Source organism: Labrys sp. F242, assembly GCF_057813875.1.
The window spans coordinates 418,641-440,649 of sequence record NZ_JBVASG010000002.1 but is presented as its reverse complement, the minus strand read 5'-3'; the positions used below and the strand labels follow the sequence as shown (position 1 = coordinate 440,649).

Here is a 22,009-nt window from a genome sequence, read left to right as displayed (position 1 = left end):
GCGCAACAGATGCCACACCTGTGGCGGGGGTGCTGCAACAGGTCAGTTGCGTTGACTCAGGCCGTGGCGTTTCATCTGGCGATGCACTGTGGAACGATCGACGCCCAGGTTGCGTGCTGCCTGCGACACGTTCCAGTTGCAGCTGGCGAGCACGGCTTCGAGAGCCGACCTTTGCGTGTGCGGCTCCTCGGTTCTCGGCGGCAGCGCCCGCCTCAGCAGGGCTTCGGGCAGGTCGCACAATTCGATGACGCCGTTCTGGCACAAGACGGCAGCGACCGAGACGATATTGTCGAGCTCGCGGATGTTGCCGGGCCAATGATGGGCCTTGAGCGCGAGCAGAGCTGCCGGCGCGACCGCCAGCGCCTCGCCGTTCACGCGATGCTTGGCAAGGATCTTGTCGAGCAGCCAGACGAAGTCGGATCGCTCGCGCAAGGCCGGCACCACGAGCGTCGCGGCATTGAGCCGGTAGAGCAGATCCTCGCGAAAGCCGCCATCCCTGGCGAGCGCCTCGAGTGGCCGGTTGGAGGCGGAGACCACCCGGATGTCCAGCGGCTTGGACCGCGAAGCGCCCACTGGCGTCAGCTCCCGCTCCGACAAGACCCGCAGGAACCGGCTCTGGAGCGCCAGCGGCATGTCGCCGATCTCGTCGAGGAAGAGCGTGCCGCCATTGGCCTCCTCGATCAGCCCGATCCGCCCCCTTGGCGCCGCGCCGGTGAAGGCCCCCGGCAGATGGCCGAACAATTCGCTTTCGATCAGCGGTTCGGGGATAGCCGCGCAGTTCACGGCTACGAACTTGCCGGTCCGGCCGCTTGCCTCATGGATGGCGCGGGCCAGGTATTCCTTGCCCGTGCCGGTTTCGCCCTGGATGAGGATCGAGACCGGCCTGGGGGCGAGCTTGGCGACCTTGGCCTGCAAGGCGGCGAGCTGGCCGTCGCCGCCGCTGAGATTGCGCAGCGAGGCGGGAATGTCGTGGCGCGTCCCTGCCGGCGAACGCACGGCGATATCGGGTTCGATGGCATGGGCAAACAGGGCGTTGCCGTCCCGTGCGAAGACCAGACGATCCTGCGGGCGATGCTGGCGCGTCAGGTCGGGCAGGTCGTCGATGTCCATGTCGAAGAAGCGCGACAGGGGCTGGCCGATCAGGGCCTGCGGATCGCGCCAATCGAGATTGCCTGAACGCGCCAGGACCTTGGCGCCACCATTGGTCATGCCGATGATGCGGCCGGAGCCGTCGATGGCAATGCCGGCTTCGGGGTCGACATCGAGAAATTCCGGGGAACGCGAGAAGCGCAGCACCCATTCACGGCTCGATTGCGCCATCAGGTTGGCGAGCTCGATCCGCCGCACCGTGGCCGAGACGAGATGCAGCGCCAGGTTCTGGCTGGCCTTCTTGATCGGCGAGCTGAGCAGGGAAATGTCGAGCACCGCCGAGAGGCCGCCCTGGATATCGTAGATCGGGGCAGCGGTGCAGGAGAGGGGCGTGTGGGTATTGTCGAAATGGTCGGTCTGATGGATGGTCAGGGCCTCGCCGGCCTCGATACAGGCGCCGACGGCGCAGGTGCCGGCCCGCGATTCCGACCATTCCGAGCCCAGATAAAGGCCGGCCTTGCGCAGATTGTTGTTGAACAGCGGGTCACCGTAGAAATCCACGGTCACGCCGGCCCTGTCCGAGAGCAGCAGCACGTAGTTCTGCCCCGCCACCTGGCGGAACAGGTTTTCAAGGCCCGAGCGGGCGATCGCGATCAGTTCTTCCGATTGCTGGCGATGCTCGCGCAATTGGGTATCCGGCACGATATAGGCCTCGCAGGCCTGGGCCGGATCCAATCGGTGCTTGTTGATGCAGCGCAGCCAGCTCTGCACCACCGTGACGTCGCGGATGGTTGCCGCGCCCAGGCCGACGCTTTCGATCTCGCGGATATGATCGACATGCGAAGCCATGAGAAGGTGCAGCCAGCCTCCCTAGAGCATTTTGCGATTTCACCGGATCACTTCAAATCGCAAAGATGCGGCGAAACAAAGAGTTGGAGCGATGTGCGGTTCGGAGGATCGCACTTTGCTCCAGGAAATGTATTTCTTGATCCGTCCGGATCAGAAACCACGTCGTCTTGCTTGGATCTCGCGTGGAAAGCGCCAGCTCGATCAAATTCTACCCCGCAGCCTCCAAGGCGCGGATGCTGCAGTGTGCACTAGTGCCCGCGAATGTAAACCGTCTTGGCGCATCGGCTGCTCAGCCATGGGCTGCGACCAGGGCCAGCAGGCGGTCGCAGTCACTGGCGATACGCCTGGGGTCGACATTGGTGACGCCCAGCAGCAGTCCGGCTCGCCGCGCACCGCTGTACCAGGGCGAGAGCGGCACGGGCGCGATCCCGAAGGGCAGGGCCTGACGGGAGACGGCAACATCGTCGATCGTATCGGGCAGGTCGAGCAGGACGGCGAGACCTCCATTGGCATGTATCTTCATACCCGAGCCGATGCGCGTGGTAAGGCAGGAGGCGAGAGCGTCGCGCCGGGCGGCGTAGAGGCGTTTCATCCGGCGCAGATGCCGTAGATAATGCCCCTCCGCCAGGAAGCTCGCCACGGCTCGCTGGATCGAGACCGCTGACGCCGGCGCGAGGGCGGCGGCCACGTCACCGAAACGGGCCGCCAGTTGTGGCGGGACGACCAGGAAGCCCAGGCGCAGTGCTGGGGTGATGGTCTTGCTGAAGGTGCCGGCATGCAGAACCCGCCCCCGCCGGTCGAGCGAGGCAAGGGCAGGTGCGGCCCGCCCCCTGAGCTGCAATTCGCTGAGATAGTCATCCTCGATGATCCAGGCCTGGCGGGCCTGGGCCCAATCGAGCAAGGCAAGGCGCCGTTCGAGCGACAAAGTGAGGCCGAGAGGCGCCTGCTGGCCCGGGGTGACCACCGCAAAGGCGGCATCCGGCGCGAGCCTGAGACCGGCAGCGACATCGATGCCGTCCTGGTCGACCGGAACCGGCGTGATCGTCACCCGGGCCTGCTCGAGGGCGACGCGGGTCAGGACGAAGGCGGGATCCTCGAGCCAGGCCTTGCGGCCGTCGAGCCCGAGGGCGCGCAGGATGAGGCCGAGGGCGCCGGAATAGCCCGACGTCACCAGGACCTGGTCCGGCTCGCATTGGATGCCGCGGGCCAAGGCGAGATAGGCGGCGATCTCGCGCCGGAGCTCGATATGGCCGCGCGGATCGGGATAGCTCACCGGCGCCGCGGCAGCAGCGCGGGCGCTGCGCGCCATGATGCGCGACCACAGCGAAAAGGGAAAGGCGTCCTGCGCCGGTACGCCCATCTGGAAGGTGGCGGGCGGGCGCTCGAAATCGGGAAACAGGGTAGGCAGGGGCGTGGCTACCGGCAGGCGTGCCGTTGTTTTCGGCAGAGCTCCCTCGTGGATCACCCGCGTACCGGCGGCTCCCATGCCGGCTATCAACTGTTCGTCGGCGAGCTTTTCATAGGCAACGCGCACGGTGCCGCGGGCGACGCCGAGCTGCGCCGCCAGATCGCGCCAGGATGGCAACCTTGCGCCGTCGGCCAGCCGGCCGTCGCGGATGGCGGCAGCGATGCCCCGATGGATCTGAACTGCCAGCGGAGCCTGGGCGGTGCGATCGATACTGATCCGGAAGGGGGCGCTCATGCCAGGATGGTACAATATTTGATGCAATTCTTGGTGCTTTTTTGTGAGCCGAAGGTGGACCATGTTGCGGTCATCGCAAGACAGGAACCAAGATGATGATTTCCAGAGCCCTTTTGCGCGGTATGGCCATTGCCCTTGCAGCCACCCCAGCCGTGGCCCATTCGCCGCAATCGAAGGCTGGTGGGGCCAGCGCGGCGCCGGTGTTCGAGCAGGCGCTGCCCAATGTGCCCGGCAAGACCATGACCAGCGTTCTCGTGCGCTACGCCCCCGGCGGCAAGTCGCCCTCGCACACCCATTCCAAATCGGCTTTCGTCTGGGCCTATGTGTTGTCGGGCTCGATCCGCAGCCAGGTGAATGGTGGCCCGGTCAAGGTCTATCGCGCCGGCGAGGGCTGGTTCGAAGAGCCGGGTGCCCACCATCAGATCAGCGAGAACGCCAGCAAGACGAGGCCCGCTTCATTGCTTGCCGTCTTCGTCGCCGATTCCGGCGACCGCAACCTTACCGTCTATGAACAGGAGAAATGAAATGGCCCCGCGCCTCGACTACAACGCCTCCGCTCCCGCCGGCATGAAAGCCCTCGGCGGTGTCTATGGCTATGTCAGCCAGAGCCTGCCCAGGATGCTGGTCAACCTGGTCTATCTGAAGATCTCGCTGATCAATGGCTGCGCCTATTGCATCGACATGCATTCGCGCGACCTCACCAAGGACGGCTTGCCCCAGGAGAAGTTGGTGCTGGTGCCGGTCTGGCACGAGGCCGGCGACTTGTTCAGCCAACAGGAGAAGGCAGCGCTGCGCTGGGCGGAGACAGTGACCAGTGTCGCCGAGACCGCCGTGCCCGAAGCCGAATTCGAGGCTGTGCGGGCGGTGTTTTCAGAGAAGGAGGTGGCTGACCTCACCATCGCGATCGGCCTGATGAATACCTATAACCGCCTGGCGATCAGCTTCCGCAACACGCCGGCCGCAGTGAAGGCGATAGCATAAATTGCGCCAAATATGTTATCATGGCGGCAAAGGAGAACCGCCATGAACGTATCACTCGGCTCGCGGTGGGAAGAGTTCGTCAGTGCGATCGTTCGGAAAGGCCGCTATGGCTCAGCCAGCGAAGTGGTCCGAGAAGGACTCCGTCTCGTCGAGGAGCGTGAAGCCAAGCTGCAAGCGCTCCGCGACATGGTGAATGCCTCCATCGATGAGGGAGGCGATCTTTCCGATGATGAGATCGGTAAGGCTCTCGACACCGCGGCCACTCGACTGGCAGCCGAAGGGCATTGAGTGAGGCGGCTGGTCTATACACACGCTGCCGCCAGGGATTTGATTGCAATCCAAGCCTATATTAGCCGTGAGAGCGGAAGTCTGGCGCTAGGGCGCCGGTTCAGCGAGCACTTGCGGCAGCAGTGCCGCAAGCTTGCGAGCTTGCCTGGTATCCTTGGCCGGGCTCGACCCGAATTACGCCCCGATCTGCGAAGCTTCGTTTTCCGGGGCTACGTGATCTTTCTACGCTACCACGGCGATCGACTGGAGATCGTCAATATCATCGAAGGCCACCGTGATATCGAGGCGCTTTTCGACAAGGGAGGCGGCGCGCCGTAATGCGACGGCACGATAGCGGCGACCGTACTCGCCTCAGAACGGCAGCTTCATGCCGGGCGGCAGGGGCAGGCCGGCGGTGATCGAGCCCATCTTTTCCTGCGTCAGGCGATCTGCCTTGCCGCGCGCGTCGTTATGGGCGGCGAGGACGAGGTCCTCGACGATCTCTTTTTCGTCAGCCTTCAAGAGCGATGCGTCGATGTCGACACCCTTCATCTCGCCCTTGGCGGTGAGGCGCACCTTGACGAGGCCACCGCCGGCCACGCCTTCGACCTCGGCCTGTTCCAACTCGGCCTGCAGGGTCTGCATCTTGGCCTGCATGGCCTGCACCTGCTTCATCATGCCCATCACGTCTTTCATGGGAATTTCTCCAAATCCAATCAAATATCGTCGGCCGAATAGGATGCGGCCTCGTCGGCATCATCGGGATCGCCGCCGTCATCGGGCGCCGGCGCCAGGGATTGCGTCTCGACCGGGGCGTTGTCCCGGATGTCGACGATCTCGGCGCCGGGAAAGCGTTCCATCACGGCGCGCACGAAGGGATCGGCCCTGATCCCCGAGAGCACGGCGGCCTGCCGGGCCTCGGCCAGCTCGCGCAGGGTCGCCTCGCCCTTTTCCGAGGACAGCACCACCAGCCAGCGCTTGCTGGTCCAGTCCGACAATTTGCGCGAGAGGTCATTGACCAGGCCTTGGGGCGAACCTGGTTCGAGGGCGATGTCGAGGCGGCCATCGGCAAAGGCGACCAGGCGCACGAAGCGCTCCAGAGCGAGCTTCAGCGGCAGGTCGCGCTTTTCCATGGCGAGGCTGACGATCTCGGCAAAGCTGGCGAGCGCGCGGCTCGGCTGTGCGGCCGAGGCCGGTCCCGGCATCGGGGTATGCTGGGGCTGCGGCTGGAACTGCGCCTGGGTAGCGGCGGTGATCAACTGGGCCCGCGGGGTGGCAGGTGGGGGCCCAGGCGGCGGTGCGGCAGGTCCGCGTGCCGGTAGGGAGCCGCCATTCTCGCCGAGCTGGCGGATGAGGTCGTCGGGCGAGGGAAGATCAGCCGCATAGCACAGGCGCGCCAGCACCATATCGGCGGCAGCGAGCGGCTTGGCGGCGGTCTGGGTCTCGGGAATACCCTTGAGCAGCATCTGCCACTGGCGCGTCAGCGCCTTGATCGAAAGCGTCTGGGCAAGCTCGGAGCCGCGCAACTTCTCGATCTCGGTGGCCGAAGGATCGTTGGCCGCGGCAGGCGAGATCTTCACGCGCGTGACGAAATGGGTGAATTCGGCCAGTTCCGACAGCACCACCGCCGGATCGGCACCCTGGTCGTATTGGGCACGCAGTTCATCGAGGGCGGAGGCGGCGTCGCCACGCATCACGGCCTCGAACAGGTCGATCACGCGCGAACGGTCGGCGAGGCCGAGCATGGCGCGCACGCTCTCGCCGTCGATCGTGCCGCCACCAAGACTTCCTGACCCGGAATGGGCGATGGCCTGATCGAGGAGGGAAAGGGAATCGCGGACCGAGCCCTCCGCGGCTCGCGCGATCATCGCCAGCGCTGCCGCGTCGATCGAGACGTTTTCCTTCTCGCAGATCATGCCGAGATGGCGTGCGAGCAGGCCACTGTCGACACGGCGCAGGTCGAAGCGCTGGCAGCGTGACAGGATGGTGATCGGGACCTTGCGGATCTCGGTGGTGGCGAAGATGAATTTCACATGCGGCGGCGGCTCTTCCAGCGTCTTCAGCAAGGCGTTGAAGGCCTGGGTGGTCACCATATGGACTTCGTCCATGATGAGGACCTTGAAGCGCGCCGAGACCGGGGCATAGCGCACGCCGTCGGTAATCTCGCGGATATTCTCGATGCCGTTATGCGACGCGGCGTCGAGTTCCATGACGTCGATGTGGCGGCTGTCGATGATGGCTTGGCAGTGCCGGCCGAGGCCTGGCATGTTGATGGTCGACTTGCCGCCGCCTTCCGGCGGCTCGTAGTTGAGCCCGCGTGCCAGGATGCGCGCCGTCGTGGTCTTGCCGACACCGCGCACGCCGGTGAGCATATAGGCCTGGTGGATGCGGCCCGTCTCGAAGGCGTTGGAAAGGGTACGCACCATCGCGTCCTGGCCGATCAGGTCGTCGAAGGTCTGCGGGCGGTATTTGCGGGCGAGAACGCGGTAGGGCTGGTTATCGGGCGGCGTCGTGTTCGCGTCTTCCATCAATTCCCCCGAATCCCTCGAAGCAGAATTGACCTGCTCCATCCCTGAATGAAGCAGGTCAATTCTGCAAGCATCTGGACTCCAGCAGATTGCGATGGATCGGATCCACGGTCCGATCCATCGCAATCTGCCTGGGGCATCTGCGATCCGCCGTTCCATGAGGTAGGAGGTTGGACGAAGACCCGCATCGGTCTCGTTGGGGCTGCTTCCTTCCGGATCTGACCCGGTTGGCGAGTGTTGCGTCCACCGCCAACCTCCCGCCGCGTATATGGGCCATCGGCGCGCGAATGACAAGCCGAGGTGCCAAAAAACCTCATATGCCGCAAAATCTCGATTGAGCTGCATATTTCCTGCACAAAGCGCCGGGGCCTTTTAAAAAAGGGCTTGGACTTTGCTGCGCGAGCGACTATCTAGAGATACACAAATCGTTCGGGGCTGGCGTCGATAGTACGAGCCGGCTCTAGTGCAGATGCACTTTTAGTCGAACATCGAGCGAAGCGCTCGTTCGCCCCAACGGTGAAAATGCCTATTCCGGTACCAAGAGCCGAGGTGGCGATCTGCCGGAGTGTGCTGCTGCGCCCGACGCAGGCGGAACCATGGTTTTCCTGACCCGTGCATTGACCAATGTGATGCAATGGCCATGACGAAGGTTCGCCGTCGCCTCGCGGGGTTGCGCAAGTTTATAGCGGAGAATGAGATCAATCTATGAGGCAGGGACAGCAAAAGCGTATGCGTGGTCGTTCACGCGGCGGCAAGGGTCCGAACCCGCTGAGCCGGAGCTATGAGTCGAACGGCCCGGACGTGAAGGTTCGTGGAACCGCCGCCCACATCGCTGAAAAATATGTTCAGCTGGCGCGCGATGCCCAATCCTCCGGCGACCCGATCCTGGCCGAATCCTATCTGCAGCACGCCGAGCACTATTTCCGCATCATCGCGGCGGCGCAGCCCCAGTTCACCAGCGACCAGAATTTCGGCCATGGTGCCGAGGATGAGGAAGAGGGTGACGATTCCGATTTCGAGGGGCCGATCCCCTCGATGCCGCAAGGCTTCGGCTCGCCGGCGAATCAGTTTGGCGCACCGCAGGGATTCGACGAGCAGCCGCGGCTGGTGCAGCCGGGACGCGACCGCAATTACGGTGAGCGTGGCGAAGGCGGCCAGCCTTATCGCGAGCGTGAAAACCGTTTCCGTGACCGCAATGACCGCTTCAATGGCGAACGCAGCCCGCGCGAGGAACGCCAGCCTCGCGAGGACAGGCAGCCGCGCGAAGACCGGCAGCCTCGCGAGGACCGGCCTTATCGGGAGGACCGTCAGCGTGATCGTCCGTTCGACGGACAGGCCAATGGCCCGGTTGCCGAAGGCGAAAGCGGCGGCGAACCGCGCTTCAATCAGCGTCATGGCCGGCGTGACCGCCGTTTCGGCGATCGTGGCGATCGTCCCTTCCGGGATCGCGCCAATACCAGTGATGGGCCGCTGTTCAACGAGCGTGGGCAGGGCGAGCGCGGCACGTTCCAGCCGGCGCCTGTGGTGCCGGTCGATCAGCCCCAACCGGATCTGCATGACGATCACGCCCTTTCCACCTTGCCCTCCTTCATCACCGGCACGCCGGCGGTGGCTCCAGTTGCTCCGGCACCAGCCCCCGCTCCCGCGGCACCGGTAGAAGCAGCGCCGACTGCCGCTCCGGTGGAAGCAGAGGCCGCGGCTACTCCACGTCCGCGCAAGCGCCGGGTCTCGAAGAAGGCTGCCGCCGCAGGTGAAGCAGCCGAGGCGAGCGCGGAAACGGCCAGCGAATAGGCGCTAAGCAAATCGGCTTTACATGAACAGCCGGCGGTCCTGCGGGACCGCCGGCTTTTTTAATTGCCGATGGGTTGAACTTGCGGAGGGGCTCCGCATATTGAATTCAAGTTCTATTTGTCGCCTGCTACAGCGTTTTGCGATTTGACGGAATCACCCAGAATCGCAAAGAAGCGTCGGAACATGGAGTTAGAGCAAAGTGCGCTTCGGAGAAACCGCGCCTTGCTTTAGGTAATGCCGGCCGGGTGTGGTTGGAGCCCGCGCAGGAAACGGTCTTTGCCGTTTGACGGAATTGCCAAGAACCGCAAAGACGCCTTAGCCAATCACCTGGATTGGCTGGAACACGGAGAGTTGGAGCAAGGCGCATTCACGCGTGAACACGCCTTCTCCGGGGTTTTGGTTCTGAGTCGGGATGTTGCAATGTTGGCTCGCTTGCAAAAGCTGATACGCGGTTTCGCGCTGGGCGAGCCGGCCAGGCCGCGCTATGTCTTCGACGAGACGGATCATCGCGTCGCGGCCGCGGGGCTGCTCGTCCATGCCATGAATGTGGACGGGGTCGAGAGCCCGGCCGAGAAGGCGCGCGTGACCGCGCTGCTGCAGGAGCGCTTTTCGCTCGACGAGGACGAGACCCGCGCTCTGCTGGCGGCAGCAGGTGAGCGCAATCGCGATGCCCTCGATTTCAATGATTTCACCGGCGTGGTGAAGCGCGCCTACAATGTCGAGGGCCGTCAGCGCATCATCGAGATGATGTGGGAGATCGTGTTCGCCGACGGCCTCCTGCACGAATTCGAGGATAATCTCGTCTGGCGTGTTGCCGAAGCCCTCGACGTGCCGGGGCCGGCGCGCACCACGATCCGCAGCAAGGTGGCCGCCCAGAACAACGTGCTCCTGCCGGAAGCCAGCGAGTGAGCCGTCCGGTCGCGCTGGTCACGGGAGCCTCGAGCGGCATAGGCGAAGCATTGGCTCATGCCCTGGCCGAGCAGGGCGAGGATCTCCTGCTGATCGCCCGGACACACGGCCAATTGCTGCGCGTCCAGAGCGAGATTGCTGCCGCCACGGGGCGCTTCGTGGCGGTCGCGGCGCTGGATCTTGAACGTGCCGATGCGGCCGAGGCCGTCAGAACCGTGCTGCGGGAACAGGACCTCAGCGTACGGCATCTCGTCAACAATGCCGGCTTCGGCCTGGCGGGCGATATGGCGGATCTGCCGGTATCAGGCCAGGTCGGCATGGTTGACCTCAATTGCCGGGCGCTCCTGGCGCTGACGCTCGCCTTCCTGCCCGAGATCCGAGAAAACGAGGGCGGCGTGCTCAATGTCGCCTCGGTCGCAGGTTTCACGCCGGGGCCGGGCCTTGCCGTCTACTATGCCAGCAAGGCCTTCGTGCTGTCGTTGACGCGGGCGCTGGCCTTCGAGGAGCGTGAGAGCGGCATCAGGGTCTGCGCCCTCTGCCCCGGCCCGGTGCCGACCGGGTTCGGCGCCCGGGCGGGCTTCGGCAAGTCCGGCGTCATCGCCGTCACGCGCCCGCTTTCGGCAAAGGATGTTGCCCATATCGGCCTTGCGGGCTATTTCGGACGTCGTACCGTGGTGGTGCCGGGTATGATCCCCAGGCTGATGGTTGCCATCCTGTCGGTCCTGCCGACGCGGATGGTGCTTCCGGTTCTCGCCCGCGCCCAACGCCAGAGACGACAGAAATAGCACCGTTCGCCGGACCGCCCCTTTCGTCATGAAGTGGTGAACGGTCTGTGCGAAGGGGAGATATACGAAACCCTTCCTTGACTTCCCTGGCGTGAGACGCCAGTTTCCGGCTCCTTTCGTCGTCATTTGGACACCCATGCGCAGCTATCTCGATTTTGAAAAACCCGTGGCCGAACTCGAGGCCAAAGTCGAGGAACTGCGCGCGATGGCGGAGTCGGGTGACGCGGTGGCGATCGGGGACGAGATCCAGCGGCTCGAGGCCAAGGCGAACCAGGCGCTGCGGGATCTCTACGCCCAGCTCACGCCCTGGCAGAAGACCCTGGTGGCTCGCCACCCCGAGCGTCCGCATGCCAATGACTATATCGCCGCCCTGATCGAGGATTTCACGCCGCTTTCCGGCGACCGCAAGTTCGGCGACGACGAAGCCATCATCGGCGGCTTCGGGCGCTTCCGTGGCGAGGCCGTCTGCATCCTCGGTCATGAGAAGGGCTCCGATACCGAAAGCCGTATCCGGCATAATTTCGGCATGGCGCGGCCGGAAGGCTATCGCAAGGCCGTGCGCCTGATGGAACTGGCCGATCGCTTCGAGTTGCCGGTGATTTCCTTTGTGGATACGGCCGGCGCCTATCCGGGAATCGATGCCGAGGAGCGCGGCCAGGCCGAGGCGATCGCCCGCTCGACCGATGCCTGCCTGGGGCTGGGTTCGCCCAGCGTCGCCGTGGTGATCGGCGAAGGCGGCTCGGGTGGCGCCATCGCGGTGGCGGCGGCGAGCCGGGTCCTGATGCTGGAGCATTCCATCTATTCGGTGATCTCGCCGGAAGGCGCGGCCTCCATCCTCTGGCGCGAGGCCAGCAAGGCGCAGGATGCCGCCAACAACATGAAGATCACGGCGCAGGACCTGCTCAAATTCGGCGTGATCGACGCCATCATTCCCGAGCCGACCGGCGGCGCGCATCGCCTGCCCGAGAAGGCAATCGAGACCACCGGCGATTTCATCCAGAATTCGATGCGTGATTTGTTCAACCAGTCCCGCGAAGCCCTGATCCGGGCGCGCCAGGACAAATATCTGATGATCGGCCGCAGCCTGTAAGGCTGGTGCTTGGGGCGGACGCGAACCTTGCCAAGTTCGCATGGGAAACGCCGCGGCTGGGACCGCGGACGTCTCGTCCCCTTTCGCTATCCGTAAGGCTCCGGTGTTTCCAGAAGGCGGACGAGACGTCCGCGGTCCCAGCCGGCGTGCTCTGCAAACCTGACCTCACCCTCGCAAGGCCGCTGCAGGCGATTGCCGGTAGGCGAGCAAAGCGGGTGCGAGGCCGAGGATGGCGGCGAAGCCTGCCAGCAGGGCGGCAAGGCCGAGATCACCCCGCGTGAACGCCACCGGCAGGATCATGCCGCTCCAGCTCGTCACCCAGCCCGATATCGAGAGGGCTCCGAGATAGCCGAGCGCGAAGCCAGCCCCGATGCCGAGCGCCAGCAGGACGAAAAGCTCGGACCACACGATGGCGAGAACGATATGGCGCGGCGTGCCGAGGGCTCGGAGCGCTCCGATCTGGCGCCGGCGCTGGCCGATATGGATCACCGTCACGAAGATCAGGGCAGCCGCGACCAGGAGCTGGGCGCCGGCCGCCACCGCCACCAGCACGGTGCTGGCATCGCCGAGCGTGGCATAGAGCCGCGTCAGCACTTCGGCCGGAAAGACGGCGAGTGTGCCCTCGCCGCGATAGGCCTGGCGCAGCTTGTAAGCGTCGGCGATGGTCTTGGGCTTGACCAGCAGGGCTGGAACGCCTGCGATGGTATTGGCGAAGCTCTCGTCGAGCGGCGCGGTCGCATCGATCGCGCCTTTATGCTCATGCTCCTCATGCCCGGCTTCTTCAGGGTTGGTTTCCTCGTGCTGGGGGTGGGCATCGTGATCAGCCGCTTCCTCGGCATGACCGAGCCCGTGCAGATGCCAGACGGCCTGAACAGGCACCAAGACCGCCTTGTCCCAGGCCGTATGGCTCGGCTTGAGGCGCCCCACCACGGTATAGGCGAGCTCGGTATGGGCATGGCCCCCTTCCTCGGCCATGCCATGCGAGGGCTTAATGCGGGTGCCGAGCGGAATCCCGGCTGCGGCGCCGACCACTGCCTCGCCCTCGGCAGTGAAGGCGCGGCCTTCGGCCAGGCCATCCGATAGAGCGTTCACCAGGGCCGTCGTGGTGCCGACGATCGGCCGGCCCTGATAGGAATCGCCGAAGCCGATCGGCGCGGCCCAGGCAACGCGGGGATCGGCGCTGAGTTTGCGCACGGTTTCCGCCGGCATTAGCGGCAGGGGCGAGGGTTGCAGGAACACGGACGAGAGGACGAGCTGGGTCTCGCTGCCGGCGGCGCCGACGACCAGATCGAACCTGTCGGCGGCCCGGGCGCTGCCGAGGCGCATCGCCCGTTCCTGCAGCACCACGCCGACGCCGAGCGCGGTCGCCAGAGCCACCAGCAGCACCACGGCCAGCGCTCCCGGCCAGATCCGGCGCAGATCAGCGAGGACGAAGCGGATCATGCGGCCTGTGCCCTTACCTGCTCGTCGGACACGATATGGCCGGCAGCGAACGTGAGCCGCCTTGCCAGCCGGCCCGTCAGTGCGGTGTCGTGCGAGACGATGATGAGCGTGCTGCCTTCCGCGCCGGCGAGCTCGATGAGGAGGTCGCCCACGGCGGCACCGCTCTCGGCATCGAGGCTCGCGGTCGGCTCGTCGGCCACCAGCACGGCCGGCCGGCGCAGCAGGGCCCTGGCGAGGGCGACACGTTGCATCTCGCCGCGGGACATGCCGTCGATCGCCTGATCCGGCCTCAGCAGGCCGACCCGTCCGAGCAGGGTTCGGCCACGCTCGATAGCGGTCTTGCCGGCCCGCCCGGACAGGCGCAGCGGCAACAACACGTTCTCCAGGGCCGACAGGCCGGGAAAGAGATGAAAATCCTGCATGACCAGGCCGATTGTGCTGCCGCGCCAGCGGTCCCTGGCACCTTCCGGCAGCTTGGCGATGTCGGTATCGCCCCAGCGTATCCGGCCCTGCCCGACGCGTTCGAGGCCGGTAACGACGTTGACGAAGGTGCTCTTGCCGGAGCCCGATGGGCCGGTCACGGCAAGCTGGCTGCCTGCCGCGAGGACGAGCCTGCCGATGTGCAGCACCGGTGCGGCGAGGCCGGGAAAGGAGACGGCGATGTCTTCGAGATCGAGCGCCAGCACCGGATCAGACCGCCCAATAGCGCGCGTCGCGCAGGCGCAGACGGCTGAGAAAGCCGGTTTCCGGATCGGTCCAGGACCCCACTTCCAGGCGTCCCGACACTTCGATCCTGGTGCCGGGCTGCACGAAGGTCTGCTTCTCGTCGAGATAAACAACAACGATGTTGTCGGGCCAGTCCGAGTCGGAGGAGCAGAAGGGGCAGATCGACATCGGGATTTCGGTGAGCACGAAGAAGGTGGCTTCCGCCTTGAGGGGCGGGGCCATGAAGCCGCTCATCACCACGTCCTTGCCGTCGAGCTCCCTGACCTTGGCCGAGAACTCCAGGCCCAGCACGCTGATCTTGCCATAGAGTTCGGGAAAGCCGAGCGTTGCCGCCGAGGTAGCCAGGGCCGGCTGCGCCAGAAGGAGCGGCGACAGCCCGAGCAAAGTGAGGACGTGGCGGCGGGGCAGGAAAGGGATTGACGTCATGGTGAGCTCTTACGCCGGCCGAGGTCGGCGCTCCCAGGAAACATCGCCTTCGGGCGGCCAACCGCCCGAGGCCGTCGTCCGATCATTAGGCGTTGTCGGCAACAACTGAAACGCTGCCTTTGTCATGCCCGGGCTTGACCCGGGCATCCAGCCGCCTCGTCTTCAATGCCGGGAGGAGGGCTGGATTGCCGGGTCAAGCCCGGCAATGACAAAGGTTGAGCCAATTCGACCTGTTTATTTCCGGGCAAAGCCTTATTGCATCTGGGCCTTCTGGGCGCTGGAAGCGCCGAGTGCGAAGGCGTCGGCCAGGACGCGATAGACATCGCTCTCTTCCAGATAGCCCTTGAAGCCCTCGGCGCCCGGGCCTGTGGCCTGCAGCACGATGTCGTCGACGGCATGGGCGGTGCTGTCATTGTTGCGCGGGATGTTGCCCTGGACGAAGACCGCGCCGGGCACGTCCTTATAGGCCGGATTGGCGACATATTCCTTCTTCTCGTTCTGGATGGCGGGCTCATAGGGGCCACCAAGCTTCGGGCTGAAGGTCTCGTAGTGATCGGGATAGTTTCCGTAGACGACGGCCAGGCGCTTGCTGGGATCGATCTTGTCGGGATAGCCGTCGCCGTCCTTGTCTTCGTAATTGGTGAAGCCGGCGTCGGCATAGATGCCGACCTTTTCGCGCATGTCGGTGCCGGGCTTGCTGTCGTCGACGGTGCCGATCACCGACATGGAATGCGTATGGTCGCCGGTGGCGACGATCAACGTGTCGGGATGGGTCTTGGCGAATTCGCGGGCGATGCCGACGGCCTTGTCGAACTCGATGGTCTCATAGAGCGAGCGCTCGGCATCCTGCGCATGCGACATCTTGTCGATGGAGGCGCCTTCCACCATCAGGAAGAAACCTTCCGGATTCTTGGAAAGCTGGTCGAGCGCCGCCTTGGTCATGTCGACCAGGCCGGGCTGGTTCGGGAACTTCTCGACCGTGCCCTTCTTGAGGAGGAAACGGTCGAGCGCGACGTCCATGTTGCCGGTGTGGAACAGGCCGAGGATCTTGCCGGTATTGGTGCCGGAGGCCGCGGCGAGACTGTCCTTGTCGGTGGCCAGCGCATAGCCGGCGTCCTTGAAGAGCTGGATGTAGTCCTTGTCGTCCTTGCGCTTGGAGCCGGTGGTCGACTTGGGCAGGAAGTAGGCCGAGCCGCCGCCCAGGATGACGTCCGGCTTCACATCGTAGAACATGCCCACGATCTCGGCCTTGTCGGCGCGCTTGCGGGTATGGGAAACCACGGCAGCCGGGGTGGCGTCCTCGATCTCGGCGGTGGAGACCACACCGATCGACTTCTTCGAGGTGCGGCGCACCGCTTCGGCGATGGTTTCGACGCGCGGATCGTCCAGGCTGGCGGGCGTGCGGTCGGCATAGACGCCGAGAGCGTTCACAGCCGTCTTGTGCCCGGTCATGTAAGCCGACATCGTGTTGGCACTGTCGGTGGCGATGGCGTCCGTCGACGAGGTGCCGATGAAGGCCATGTGGTCGAGGTCGTCCATGGCGAGGCGGCCATTGGCCTTGCCCTCGGTCATGCCCTTGGACATGATGCGCGCGCCGGTGCGGTTGGCGACCGTCAGGCCGTCGCCGAGCAGGAAGATGATGTTTTTGGCCTTGGGCGTGGCGGCGGTGCCGAAGACGTCCCAGGTCACGCTGCGGCTCTGCCCGCCGGCCGAGACCTCGATCTTGTAGCTGCCCGGCACCGCGAGGGTCAGGCCGCGCAGCAGTACCGCCGAGCCTAGATCCTTGTCGTCCTTGCCCTTCTCGGAGGCGACGAACTCGACGTCCTTGCCGAACACACCCTTGTAGTCCTGCCCGTTGACGGTGACGCGTACATCCTCCGGCTTCACCGTGCCGGCGAACTCGGCCTTGAAGTCGAAGGGCGAGCCGGCCAGGATGGTGGCGCGGTCGAGCGGATAGATGCCCGCGGCCTGGCTGGGACCGATCAGCATGGTGGTGACCGCAAGGGCGGCGAGGAGCGTGCGCATGGCAATCCTTTCGCGGATGCGAACAGACTTTGTCACCGAAGCGTCTTGCGGTTTGGCGAGCGTGCCGAGAGTTGCAAAGACGCGTGGAAACAAAGAACTGGAAGAGGGCGCGTTCCCCCTGAACGCGCTTCGCGCTAGGGATAGCCAGCGCGTGCGACAGGTCCATGACAGCGGGCGGGACCAGGATCAGGCCGTATCACAAGCAGTATAGAGGGGGCATCCGTCAGATCCGGGGCGGCAAAGACTCCATGTCGTATCCTCGCATCCTGTTCGAAATGAAGTTTTGTTGTGGCCGATGCTTGTCTGGTCGTGAGGAAGTCTATAGGGTCCCGGCCGAGTTTCCGGTGGAAGGCCCCTATCGGCGGGGCGTGGAATCAGGCATTGTGCCGTTAAGGTTCCGTTCACGCTGTTGCGTAACCACGACCGGCCCATGGCTTGCGGCGAGCGGTCGTTGATTGTAAATGTCCCTTAGTCCGTATTACTGACTTTGCACGGGTTCACTGGTTCATGACCGCTCACTTCAAGTTGATGCGCAAGATTGCAATGGCCGTGCCGGTCCTTTTGCTGGCGGCGGCCTGTTCCAATCAGAATGGCGCAAGTGTTCGTTCGACTAGCCCGGTGCCGCAGGCCTTGATTGCCGAAATGCAGGCCAAGGGCATGGCGCGTTCCGCGCCCATCCTGGTGCGCATCTACAAGAAAGAGTCCGAACTCGAGCTCTGGAAGCAGACCTCGAGCGGGCGTTATGCTCTGCTCAAGAGCTATCCGGTCTGCCGCTGGTCGGGACAGCTCGGTCCGAAGAAGAGCGAGGGCGACCGCCAAGTGCCCGAAGGCTTCTATGCGGTGGGCATGAGCAGTCTCAATCCGAATTCGCAATATTATCTGTCCTTCGACATCGGCTACCCCAACAACTTCGATCGCCAGCTCGGCCGGGCCGGCGGCAACATCATGGTGCATGGCTCCTGCTCCTCGCGCGGCTGCTTTGCCATGACCGACAAGCAGGTGGCCGAGATCTATGCCGTGGCGCGTGAGGCGTTGCAGGGCGGGCAGGCTTCGTTCCAGGTGCAGTCGCTGCCCTTCCGCATGACGCCCGAGAACATGGCCAGGAATCGCCGCAACCCGAATATCGGCTTCTGGCAGAACCTGAAGGAAGGCACCGACAATTTCGAGGTCACCAAGCAGACGGTCAAGGTCGATGTCTGCAAGGGCCGCTATGTCTTCAACGGCAATGGCGGGACTGACTGTGCTATCGCGCCCGCCAGCCAGAATGTGGCTGCCGCCGTTTACGAGAAGCGGCGCGGCGACGATGCCAAGATCACCTCGCTGGTTGCCTCCGGCACCAAGGCCGTCAACTATATCTACCAGGATGGTGGCTCCAATCCGGTGTTCGCCGCGCGCGCCGTCGACCAGTCGGCTGTCCCCGGCAAGGATCGTCCCTTCACCTATTCGCGTGTCGACGTGACCGAAGTCGCCCTCAACGATGCGGGCGCGCCGGCCACGGAAGCAGACGCGAATGCCGCCCATCGCGTGACCTATGCCGCAGCCGAAAGCCTGCTCTATTCGGAAGCGGCAGTGGCCCGCAAGCCGATCAAGGGCGTGGCGGATCCGAAGGCCGTCGCCAAGCGTCAGGAGGCCGTCTATGCCCGCCTGATGGGCAACAAGCTTCCGGCTCCCATGCCGCAGAAGCCGGTTGCCGTGGCTATGGCTGCTCCCGCTGCCAACGCTCCGCCAAGCCAATTGGTGGCGGCCGCCGCGCCGGAGGGACAGCCCTTCTATGCGCGCTGGCTCGGCTATGCGCCGGCCGAACAACCGGCCTCGCCGGCGGCGATCAATGTCGACCCGATCCAGACCGGCACTGTGCCCGATACCAAGCCGAAGCATGGCAAGGCAAAGACGCTGACGCCCGGCAAGCCGATGATGGCTGGAGCCGCGCTTCCGGCCGCCCAGATGGCCGAGCTGCCGCCGGCGATCACCAATCCGCCGACGGAGCAGCCTTTCTACAAGCGCTGGCTCGGCCTGGGCGGCGACCAGGGCGCCACGGCGACCAACTGAGCTTCGGCCGTTTTCTTGATCGATTGATCCGTGAGCCCTTTCCCGGCATGGGAGAGGGCTCATGCATTCTATCGCGGTTGCGCTTGCCGGTTGAGCGATTTCAGCGCGCATTGCAGCCCTGATCGGTGCCGGGGATCGATGGACACGGAATTGCTTCGTTTGGGCTGCTCTCTTCGGATTGGCCAATTCTCTTGTTCTCGCCAGTTTTTGCGGATTAGCTTGGCGCGCAATGGCGTCGTCCCGGCCTGCAAGATCGAATTGTCGCTGTCGTAACTAGGTGTTGGTTCCAATGTCGCTCGATGTCGTCGATCTCCGCGACTTCTACAGCACCAATCTGGGCATCGTGGCCGGCCGCCTGATTGCCACCAAGATCCGGGCGCGCTGGAGCGATCTCAGCAGCCAGCGTGTCGCCGGCATCGGTTTTGCCGCGCCCTATCTCACTATGTTCCGCGACGAGGCCGAACGCGTGGTCTCGTTCAATCCATCGACGCAGGGCGTGCTGGAATGGCCGGAGAACGGCCCGCTCGCCGCCGCGCTGGTCGAGGAGACCGAACTGCCCCTGGCGGATGGCTGCCTCGACCGGGTGCTGGCCATACATCTGCTCGAGGAGGCCGATTCTGCCCTCGACACGCTGCGTGAGATCTGGCGCGTGCTGGCGCCCGGCGGCACGGTGATGCTGGTGGCGCCGAACCGGCGAGGGGTCTGGGCGCGCTCCGATGCCACGCCCTTTGGTAATGGCCGGCCCTTTTCCCGCCCGCAATTGACCCGCCTGCTGCGCGATGCGCTGTTCTCGCCGGTGAACTGGACGGAAGCGCTCTATCTGCCGCCGATGTTTCATGGTTGGGCGCTGCGCTCCGCTCCCGCCTATGAGCGCTTTGCCGCCCGCTTCGCCTCCCCCTTTGCCGGCGTGCACATCGTGGAGGCCTCCAAGCAGGTGTTCCGGCCGATCACGGTGCGTGCCAAGCGGGCGGTGTCGCCGAAATTCACGCCGGTGCTGCTGCCCAGCCCTGCGGGCCGTCTCGCCGATGGGGCGTGACTCCCGGCGTCATTGAAAGGGCTGTCGTCCCCGGCGAGCGAAGCGAGGAAAGGGGATCCAGAGGCAAGAAGCCTGCGTCTCATTGGCCCCTGGATCCCAGTCACAAGCAAAGCTTGTGACGATACCCTCGTCCTCTCTCGCTGTGCTCGCGAGGAACTTGGCCGGGGATGACAGGACGCTTGTCGGTGGGGCGGCAGCCTACCGCCTTCTGAGCAGGAACACCGCCTGCTCGCCGAACAGGTTCCAGAACCACCATGGCGCCTGGACCTGGACCGGCTGGCCCGATAGCGTCAGCGCTTCGGCCCGTTCGATCACCGCATCGAGGCTGCGCGCCATCTCGACGAAGTCGCGGATCGAGCAGAAATGGATGTTGGGGGTATCGTACCAGGCATAGGGCAGGTTGTCGGTCACCGGCATGCGGCCGCGGAACATGATCTGGCCACGGATGCGCCAATGGCCGAAATTCGGGAAGGAGACGATGGCACGCCGGCCGATGCGCAGCATGTCCTCCACCACTTGGCGCGGCTTGCGGGTGGCCTGCAGGGTCTGCGACAGGATCACATAATCGAAGCTGTCGTCGGGATAGTCGCTCAGGTCGGAATCGGCGTCGCCTTGGATCACCGCGAGGCCGCGGCCGACGGCGGCGTTGACGCCGAGCTGGCTGATCTCGATGCCGCGGCCATCGACATTGCGTGTCGCCTCCAGCAGGGACAGCAATTCGCCGTCGCCGCAACCGACGTCGAGCACGCGGGCGCCGGGGATCACCATGTCGCGGATCTGCAGGAAATCGAGGCGGGTGCCCGGCGTTGATGCCGGGCTACGCTGGGCCGTCATCGTCCTGGTGTCGCGCGGGCGGAACCTGTTCATGCCACCCCTCGCTCGCGGGCCGCGGCGCCGACGAAGCCGCGCACCATGTCGAACAGCTCGGGGATGTCGAGCAGGAAGGCGTCGTGGCCTTTGTCGGTCTCGATCTCGACGAAGGAGACGCGGGCGCCGGCCGCGTTGAGCGCATGCATGATCTGGCGCGAAGCGCTGGTGGGAAACAGCCAGTCGGAGGTGAAGGACGCCACGCAAAAGCGGGTATGCGTGCCCCTGAAGGCGGCGGCGAGGGAACCGTCATACTCGGCGGCGAGGTCGAAATAATCCATCGCGCGGGTGACATAGAGATAGGAGTTGGCGTCGAAGCGCTCGACGAAGCTCAGGCCCTGGTAGCGCAGATAGCTTTCGATCTGGAAGTCAGCATCGAAGGTGAAGGTGCGCGCCGCGCGGTCCTGCAGGTTGCGGCCGAATTTGCGTTGCAGGGCGTCCTCGGAGAGATAGGTGATGTGGGCAGCCATGCGGGCAACGCCCAGACCCTTGGCGGGCCGGATGCCGGCCTCGATATAGTGGCCGCCGCGCCAGTCGGGATCTGCCATGATCGCCTGGCGGCCGACCTCGTTGAAGGCAATGTTCTGGGCGGTATGGCGGGCGGCGCTGGCGATACACAGCGCCGAGAACACCCGTTCGGGATAGGAAGCGGCCCATTGCAGCACGAGCATGCCGCCCATCGAGCCGCCGAGCACCGCGAACAGGCTCTCGATGCCGAGATGGTCGAGCAGCATGGCCTGTGCCCGCACCATGTCGGCGATGGTCACCACCGGAAAGTCGAGGCCATAGGGCCGGCCTGTCGCCGGATTGGTCGAGGCTGGGCCGGAGGAGCCCATGCAACTGCCGATCACATTGGGGCAGATCACGAAGAAGCGCTCGGTGTCGATCGGCTTGCCCGGGCCGACCAAGGTATCCCACCAGCCCGCGCGCCCGGTGACGGGATGGACGCTGGCGACATGCTGGTCGCCGGTGAGCGCATGGCAGACCAGCACGGCGTTGGACTTTGCCGCATTCAGCTTGCCTGCCGTGGTGTAGGCGATGCGCAGCGGTGCGAAGTCGACGCCGCTGTCGAGACGGAGCGGCCGTTCCAGGCCGAAATCGACGACCAGGCTGTCATCGGGCTGGTCCGCCTGCTTGCGGGCCAGTTCCGGGAAGCTCGCCCGTAGCTGCTCACCTTCCGACATGCGCCTGTATTTCCCCGCCGCCCAAATCGTACGTCGCCTAAGCCGTTCGGTTTGCCGAACGTTTCGTTCGATACATCCTAATATCACGCGGTATTGCAAGTGCAATGGCGTTGCTGGCGGCATCACTCGTGCGTTTTCGCATCTTCCGGTTGCAGGAGCTTGCGAGAGCGCTTTCCAGCGCTCGCGGCCACAGCTAGACAGGATGAAATCTCGCTCGATCTGGAGCCCGCAATGCCCAATATTCCACTCACCGCGACGACAG

At 64.7% G+C, this 22,009-nt stretch carries 20 protein-coding genes and 1 other RNA gene; 10 read left to right on the top strand and 11 right to left on the bottom strand.

The genetic code is table 11. From position 1 onward, the window contains the following. Positions 1–42: 42 nt before the first annotated feature. Together ACZYTC_RS17540 and pdxR are read right to left on the bottom strand one after the other, a co-directional pair. Positions 43–1,938, bottom strand: coding sequence for a sigma-54-dependent Fis family transcriptional regulator (locus tag ACZYTC_RS17540; RefSeq protein WP_441772969.1), 1,896 nt, complete (start codon positions 1,936–1,938; stop codon positions 43–45). A 289-nt stretch (positions 1,939–2,227) separates the two neighbouring features. Further along, positions 2,228–3,640 carry a MocR-like pyridoxine biosynthesis transcription factor PdxR gene (pdxR, locus tag ACZYTC_RS17535; protein ID WP_488990191.1) on the bottom strand — a complete coding sequence of 471 codons (1,413 nt, stop codon included), beginning with the start codon at positions 3,638–3,640 and terminating at the stop codon, positions 2,228–2,230. 95 nt (positions 3,641–3,735) lie between these two features. On the opposite strand from pdxR, the gene ACZYTC_RS17530 reads away from it, so the two are divergent. From ACZYTC_RS17530 to ACZYTC_RS17515, 4 genes are read left to right on the top strand one after another with little or no spacing between them, the layout of a single operon-like run. Further along, the gene (locus ACZYTC_RS17530) at positions 3,736–4,164 is read left to right on the top strand and encodes a cupin domain-containing protein (RefSeq protein ID WP_488990353.1); all 429 of its coding nucleotides are present in this window, start codon (positions 3,736–3,738) and stop codon (positions 4,162–4,164) included. Between the two features lies 1 nt (position 4,165). Then, complete coding sequence (locus ACZYTC_RS17525) at positions 4,166–4,621, top strand: carboxymuconolactone decarboxylase family protein (RefSeq protein WP_488990190.1); 456 nt, start codon at positions 4,166–4,168, stop codon at positions 4,619–4,621. 42 nt (positions 4,622–4,663) lie between these two features. Next, the gene (locus tag ACZYTC_RS17520) at positions 4,664–4,909 is read left to right on the top strand and encodes a type II toxin-antitoxin system ParD family antitoxin (protein WP_488990189.1); all 246 of its coding nucleotides are present in this window, start codon (positions 4,664–4,666) and stop codon (positions 4,907–4,909) included. After that, positions 4,910–5,227, top strand: coding sequence for a type II toxin-antitoxin system RelE/ParE family toxin (locus ACZYTC_RS17515; protein ID WP_434959218.1), 318 nt, complete (start codon positions 4,910–4,912; stop codon positions 5,225–5,227). A 33-nt stretch (positions 5,228–5,260) separates the two neighbouring features. On the opposite strand, the gene ACZYTC_RS17510 is transcribed toward ACZYTC_RS17515, so the two are convergent. From ACZYTC_RS17510 to ffs, 3 genes are all read right to left on the bottom strand, one after another. Next, positions 5,261–5,584, bottom strand: a complete 324-nt coding sequence (locus tag ACZYTC_RS17510; protein WP_149252613.1) for a YbaB/EbfC family nucleoid-associated protein — start codon at positions 5,582–5,584, stop codon at positions 5,261–5,263. Positions 5,585–5,604: 20 nt separating this feature from the next. Then, positions 5,605–7,416, bottom strand: a complete 1,812-nt coding sequence (locus tag ACZYTC_RS17505; RefSeq protein WP_488990188.1) for a DNA polymerase III subunit gamma/tau — start codon at positions 7,414–7,416, stop codon at positions 5,605–5,607. Positions 7,417–7,577: 161 nt separating this feature from the next. Continuing rightward, an RNA gene (ffs, locus tag ACZYTC_RS17500) (signal recognition particle sRNA small type) lies at positions 7,578–7,675 on the bottom strand. A gap of 470 nt (positions 7,676–8,145) precedes the next feature. Here ffs and ACZYTC_RS17495 point away from each other — a divergent pair. The 4 genes from ACZYTC_RS17495 to ACZYTC_RS17480 all read left to right on the top strand — a co-directional run bounded on the left by ACZYTC_RS17495 (position 8,146) and on the right by ACZYTC_RS17480 (position 11,991). After that, positions 8,146–9,207, top strand: a complete 1,062-nt coding sequence (locus ACZYTC_RS17495; RefSeq protein ID WP_434959220.1) for a DUF4167 domain-containing protein — start codon at positions 8,146–8,148, stop codon at positions 9,205–9,207. 420 nt (positions 9,208–9,627) lie between these two features. Then, positions 9,628–10,116 carry a tellurite resistance TerB family protein gene (locus tag ACZYTC_RS17490; protein ID WP_434959221.1) on the top strand — a complete coding sequence of 163 codons (489 nt, stop codon included), beginning with the start codon at positions 9,628–9,630 and terminating at the stop codon, positions 10,114–10,116. Continuing rightward, the gene (locus tag ACZYTC_RS17485) at positions 10,113–10,901 is read left to right on the top strand and encodes an SDR family NAD(P)-dependent oxidoreductase (protein WP_434959222.1); all 789 of its coding nucleotides are present in this window, start codon (positions 10,113–10,115) and stop codon (positions 10,899–10,901) included. The genes ACZYTC_RS17490 and ACZYTC_RS17485 overlap by 4 nt, the downstream gene beginning before the upstream one ends. A gap of 136 nt (positions 10,902–11,037) precedes the next feature. Continuing rightward, positions 11,038–11,991 carry an acetyl-CoA carboxylase carboxyltransferase subunit alpha gene (locus tag ACZYTC_RS17480; protein WP_434959223.1) on the top strand — a complete coding sequence of 318 codons (954 nt, stop codon included), beginning with the start codon at positions 11,038–11,040 and terminating at the stop codon, positions 11,989–11,991. A gap of 165 nt (positions 11,992–12,156) precedes the next feature. Here ACZYTC_RS17480 and ACZYTC_RS17475 read toward each other — a convergent pair whose 3' ends face one another. The 4 genes from ACZYTC_RS17475 to ACZYTC_RS17460 all read right to left on the bottom strand — a co-directional run bounded on the left by ACZYTC_RS17475 (position 12,157) and on the right by ACZYTC_RS17460 (position 16,611). Then, positions 12,157–13,434, bottom strand: coding sequence for an FtsX-like permease family protein (locus tag ACZYTC_RS17475; RefSeq protein WP_488990187.1), 1,278 nt, complete (start codon positions 13,432–13,434; stop codon positions 12,157–12,159). After that, a complete protein-coding gene (locus ACZYTC_RS17470) occupies positions 13,431–14,120 on the bottom strand; it encodes an ABC transporter ATP-binding protein (RefSeq protein ID WP_488990186.1) in 690 nt (229 codons plus the stop codon). Before ACZYTC_RS17470 ends, ACZYTC_RS17475 begins: the two co-directional genes overlap by 4 nt. 4 nt (positions 14,121–14,124) lie before the next feature. Next, positions 14,125–14,586 carry a hypothetical protein gene (locus ACZYTC_RS17465; protein WP_488990185.1) on the bottom strand — a complete coding sequence of 154 codons (462 nt, stop codon included), beginning with the start codon at positions 14,584–14,586 and terminating at the stop codon, positions 14,125–14,127. Positions 14,587–14,838: 252 nt separating this feature from the next. Next, positions 14,839–16,611: an alkaline phosphatase gene (locus ACZYTC_RS17460; RefSeq protein WP_434959227.1), complete on the bottom strand. Its 1,773-nt coding sequence runs from the start codon at positions 16,609–16,611 to the stop codon at positions 14,839–14,841. A gap of 507 nt (positions 16,612–17,118) precedes the next feature. On the opposite strand from ACZYTC_RS17460, the gene ACZYTC_RS17455 reads away from it, so the two are divergent. Continuing rightward, a complete protein-coding gene (locus ACZYTC_RS17455) occupies positions 17,119–18,660 on the top strand; it encodes a L,D-transpeptidase family protein (protein ID WP_434959228.1) in 1,542 nt (513 codons plus the stop codon). Positions 18,661–18,949: 289 nt separating this feature from the next. Then, on the top strand, positions 18,950–19,696 hold the full coding sequence (locus ACZYTC_RS17450) for a methyltransferase domain-containing protein (protein ID WP_434959229.1): 747 nt from the start codon (positions 18,950–18,952) through the stop codon (positions 19,694–19,696). A gap of 198 nt (positions 19,697–19,894) precedes the next feature. Here the strand turns inward: ACZYTC_RS17450 and metW are convergent, their stop codons facing one another. Together metW and metX are read right to left on the bottom strand one after the other, a co-directional pair. Further along, on the bottom strand, positions 19,895–20,563 hold the full coding sequence (gene metW, locus ACZYTC_RS17445; RefSeq protein ID WP_434959230.1) for a methionine biosynthesis protein MetW: 669 nt from the start codon (positions 20,561–20,563) through the stop codon (positions 19,895–19,897). Then, positions 20,560–21,747 (bottom strand): homoserine O-acetyltransferase MetX, encoded by a 1,188-nt coding sequence (gene metX / locus ACZYTC_RS17440; RefSeq protein ID WP_434959231.1) that lies wholly within the window; start codon positions 21,745–21,747, stop codon positions 20,560–20,562. Before metX ends, metW begins: the two co-directional genes overlap by 4 nt. Between the last annotated feature and the right edge of the window lie 262 nt (positions 21,748–22,009).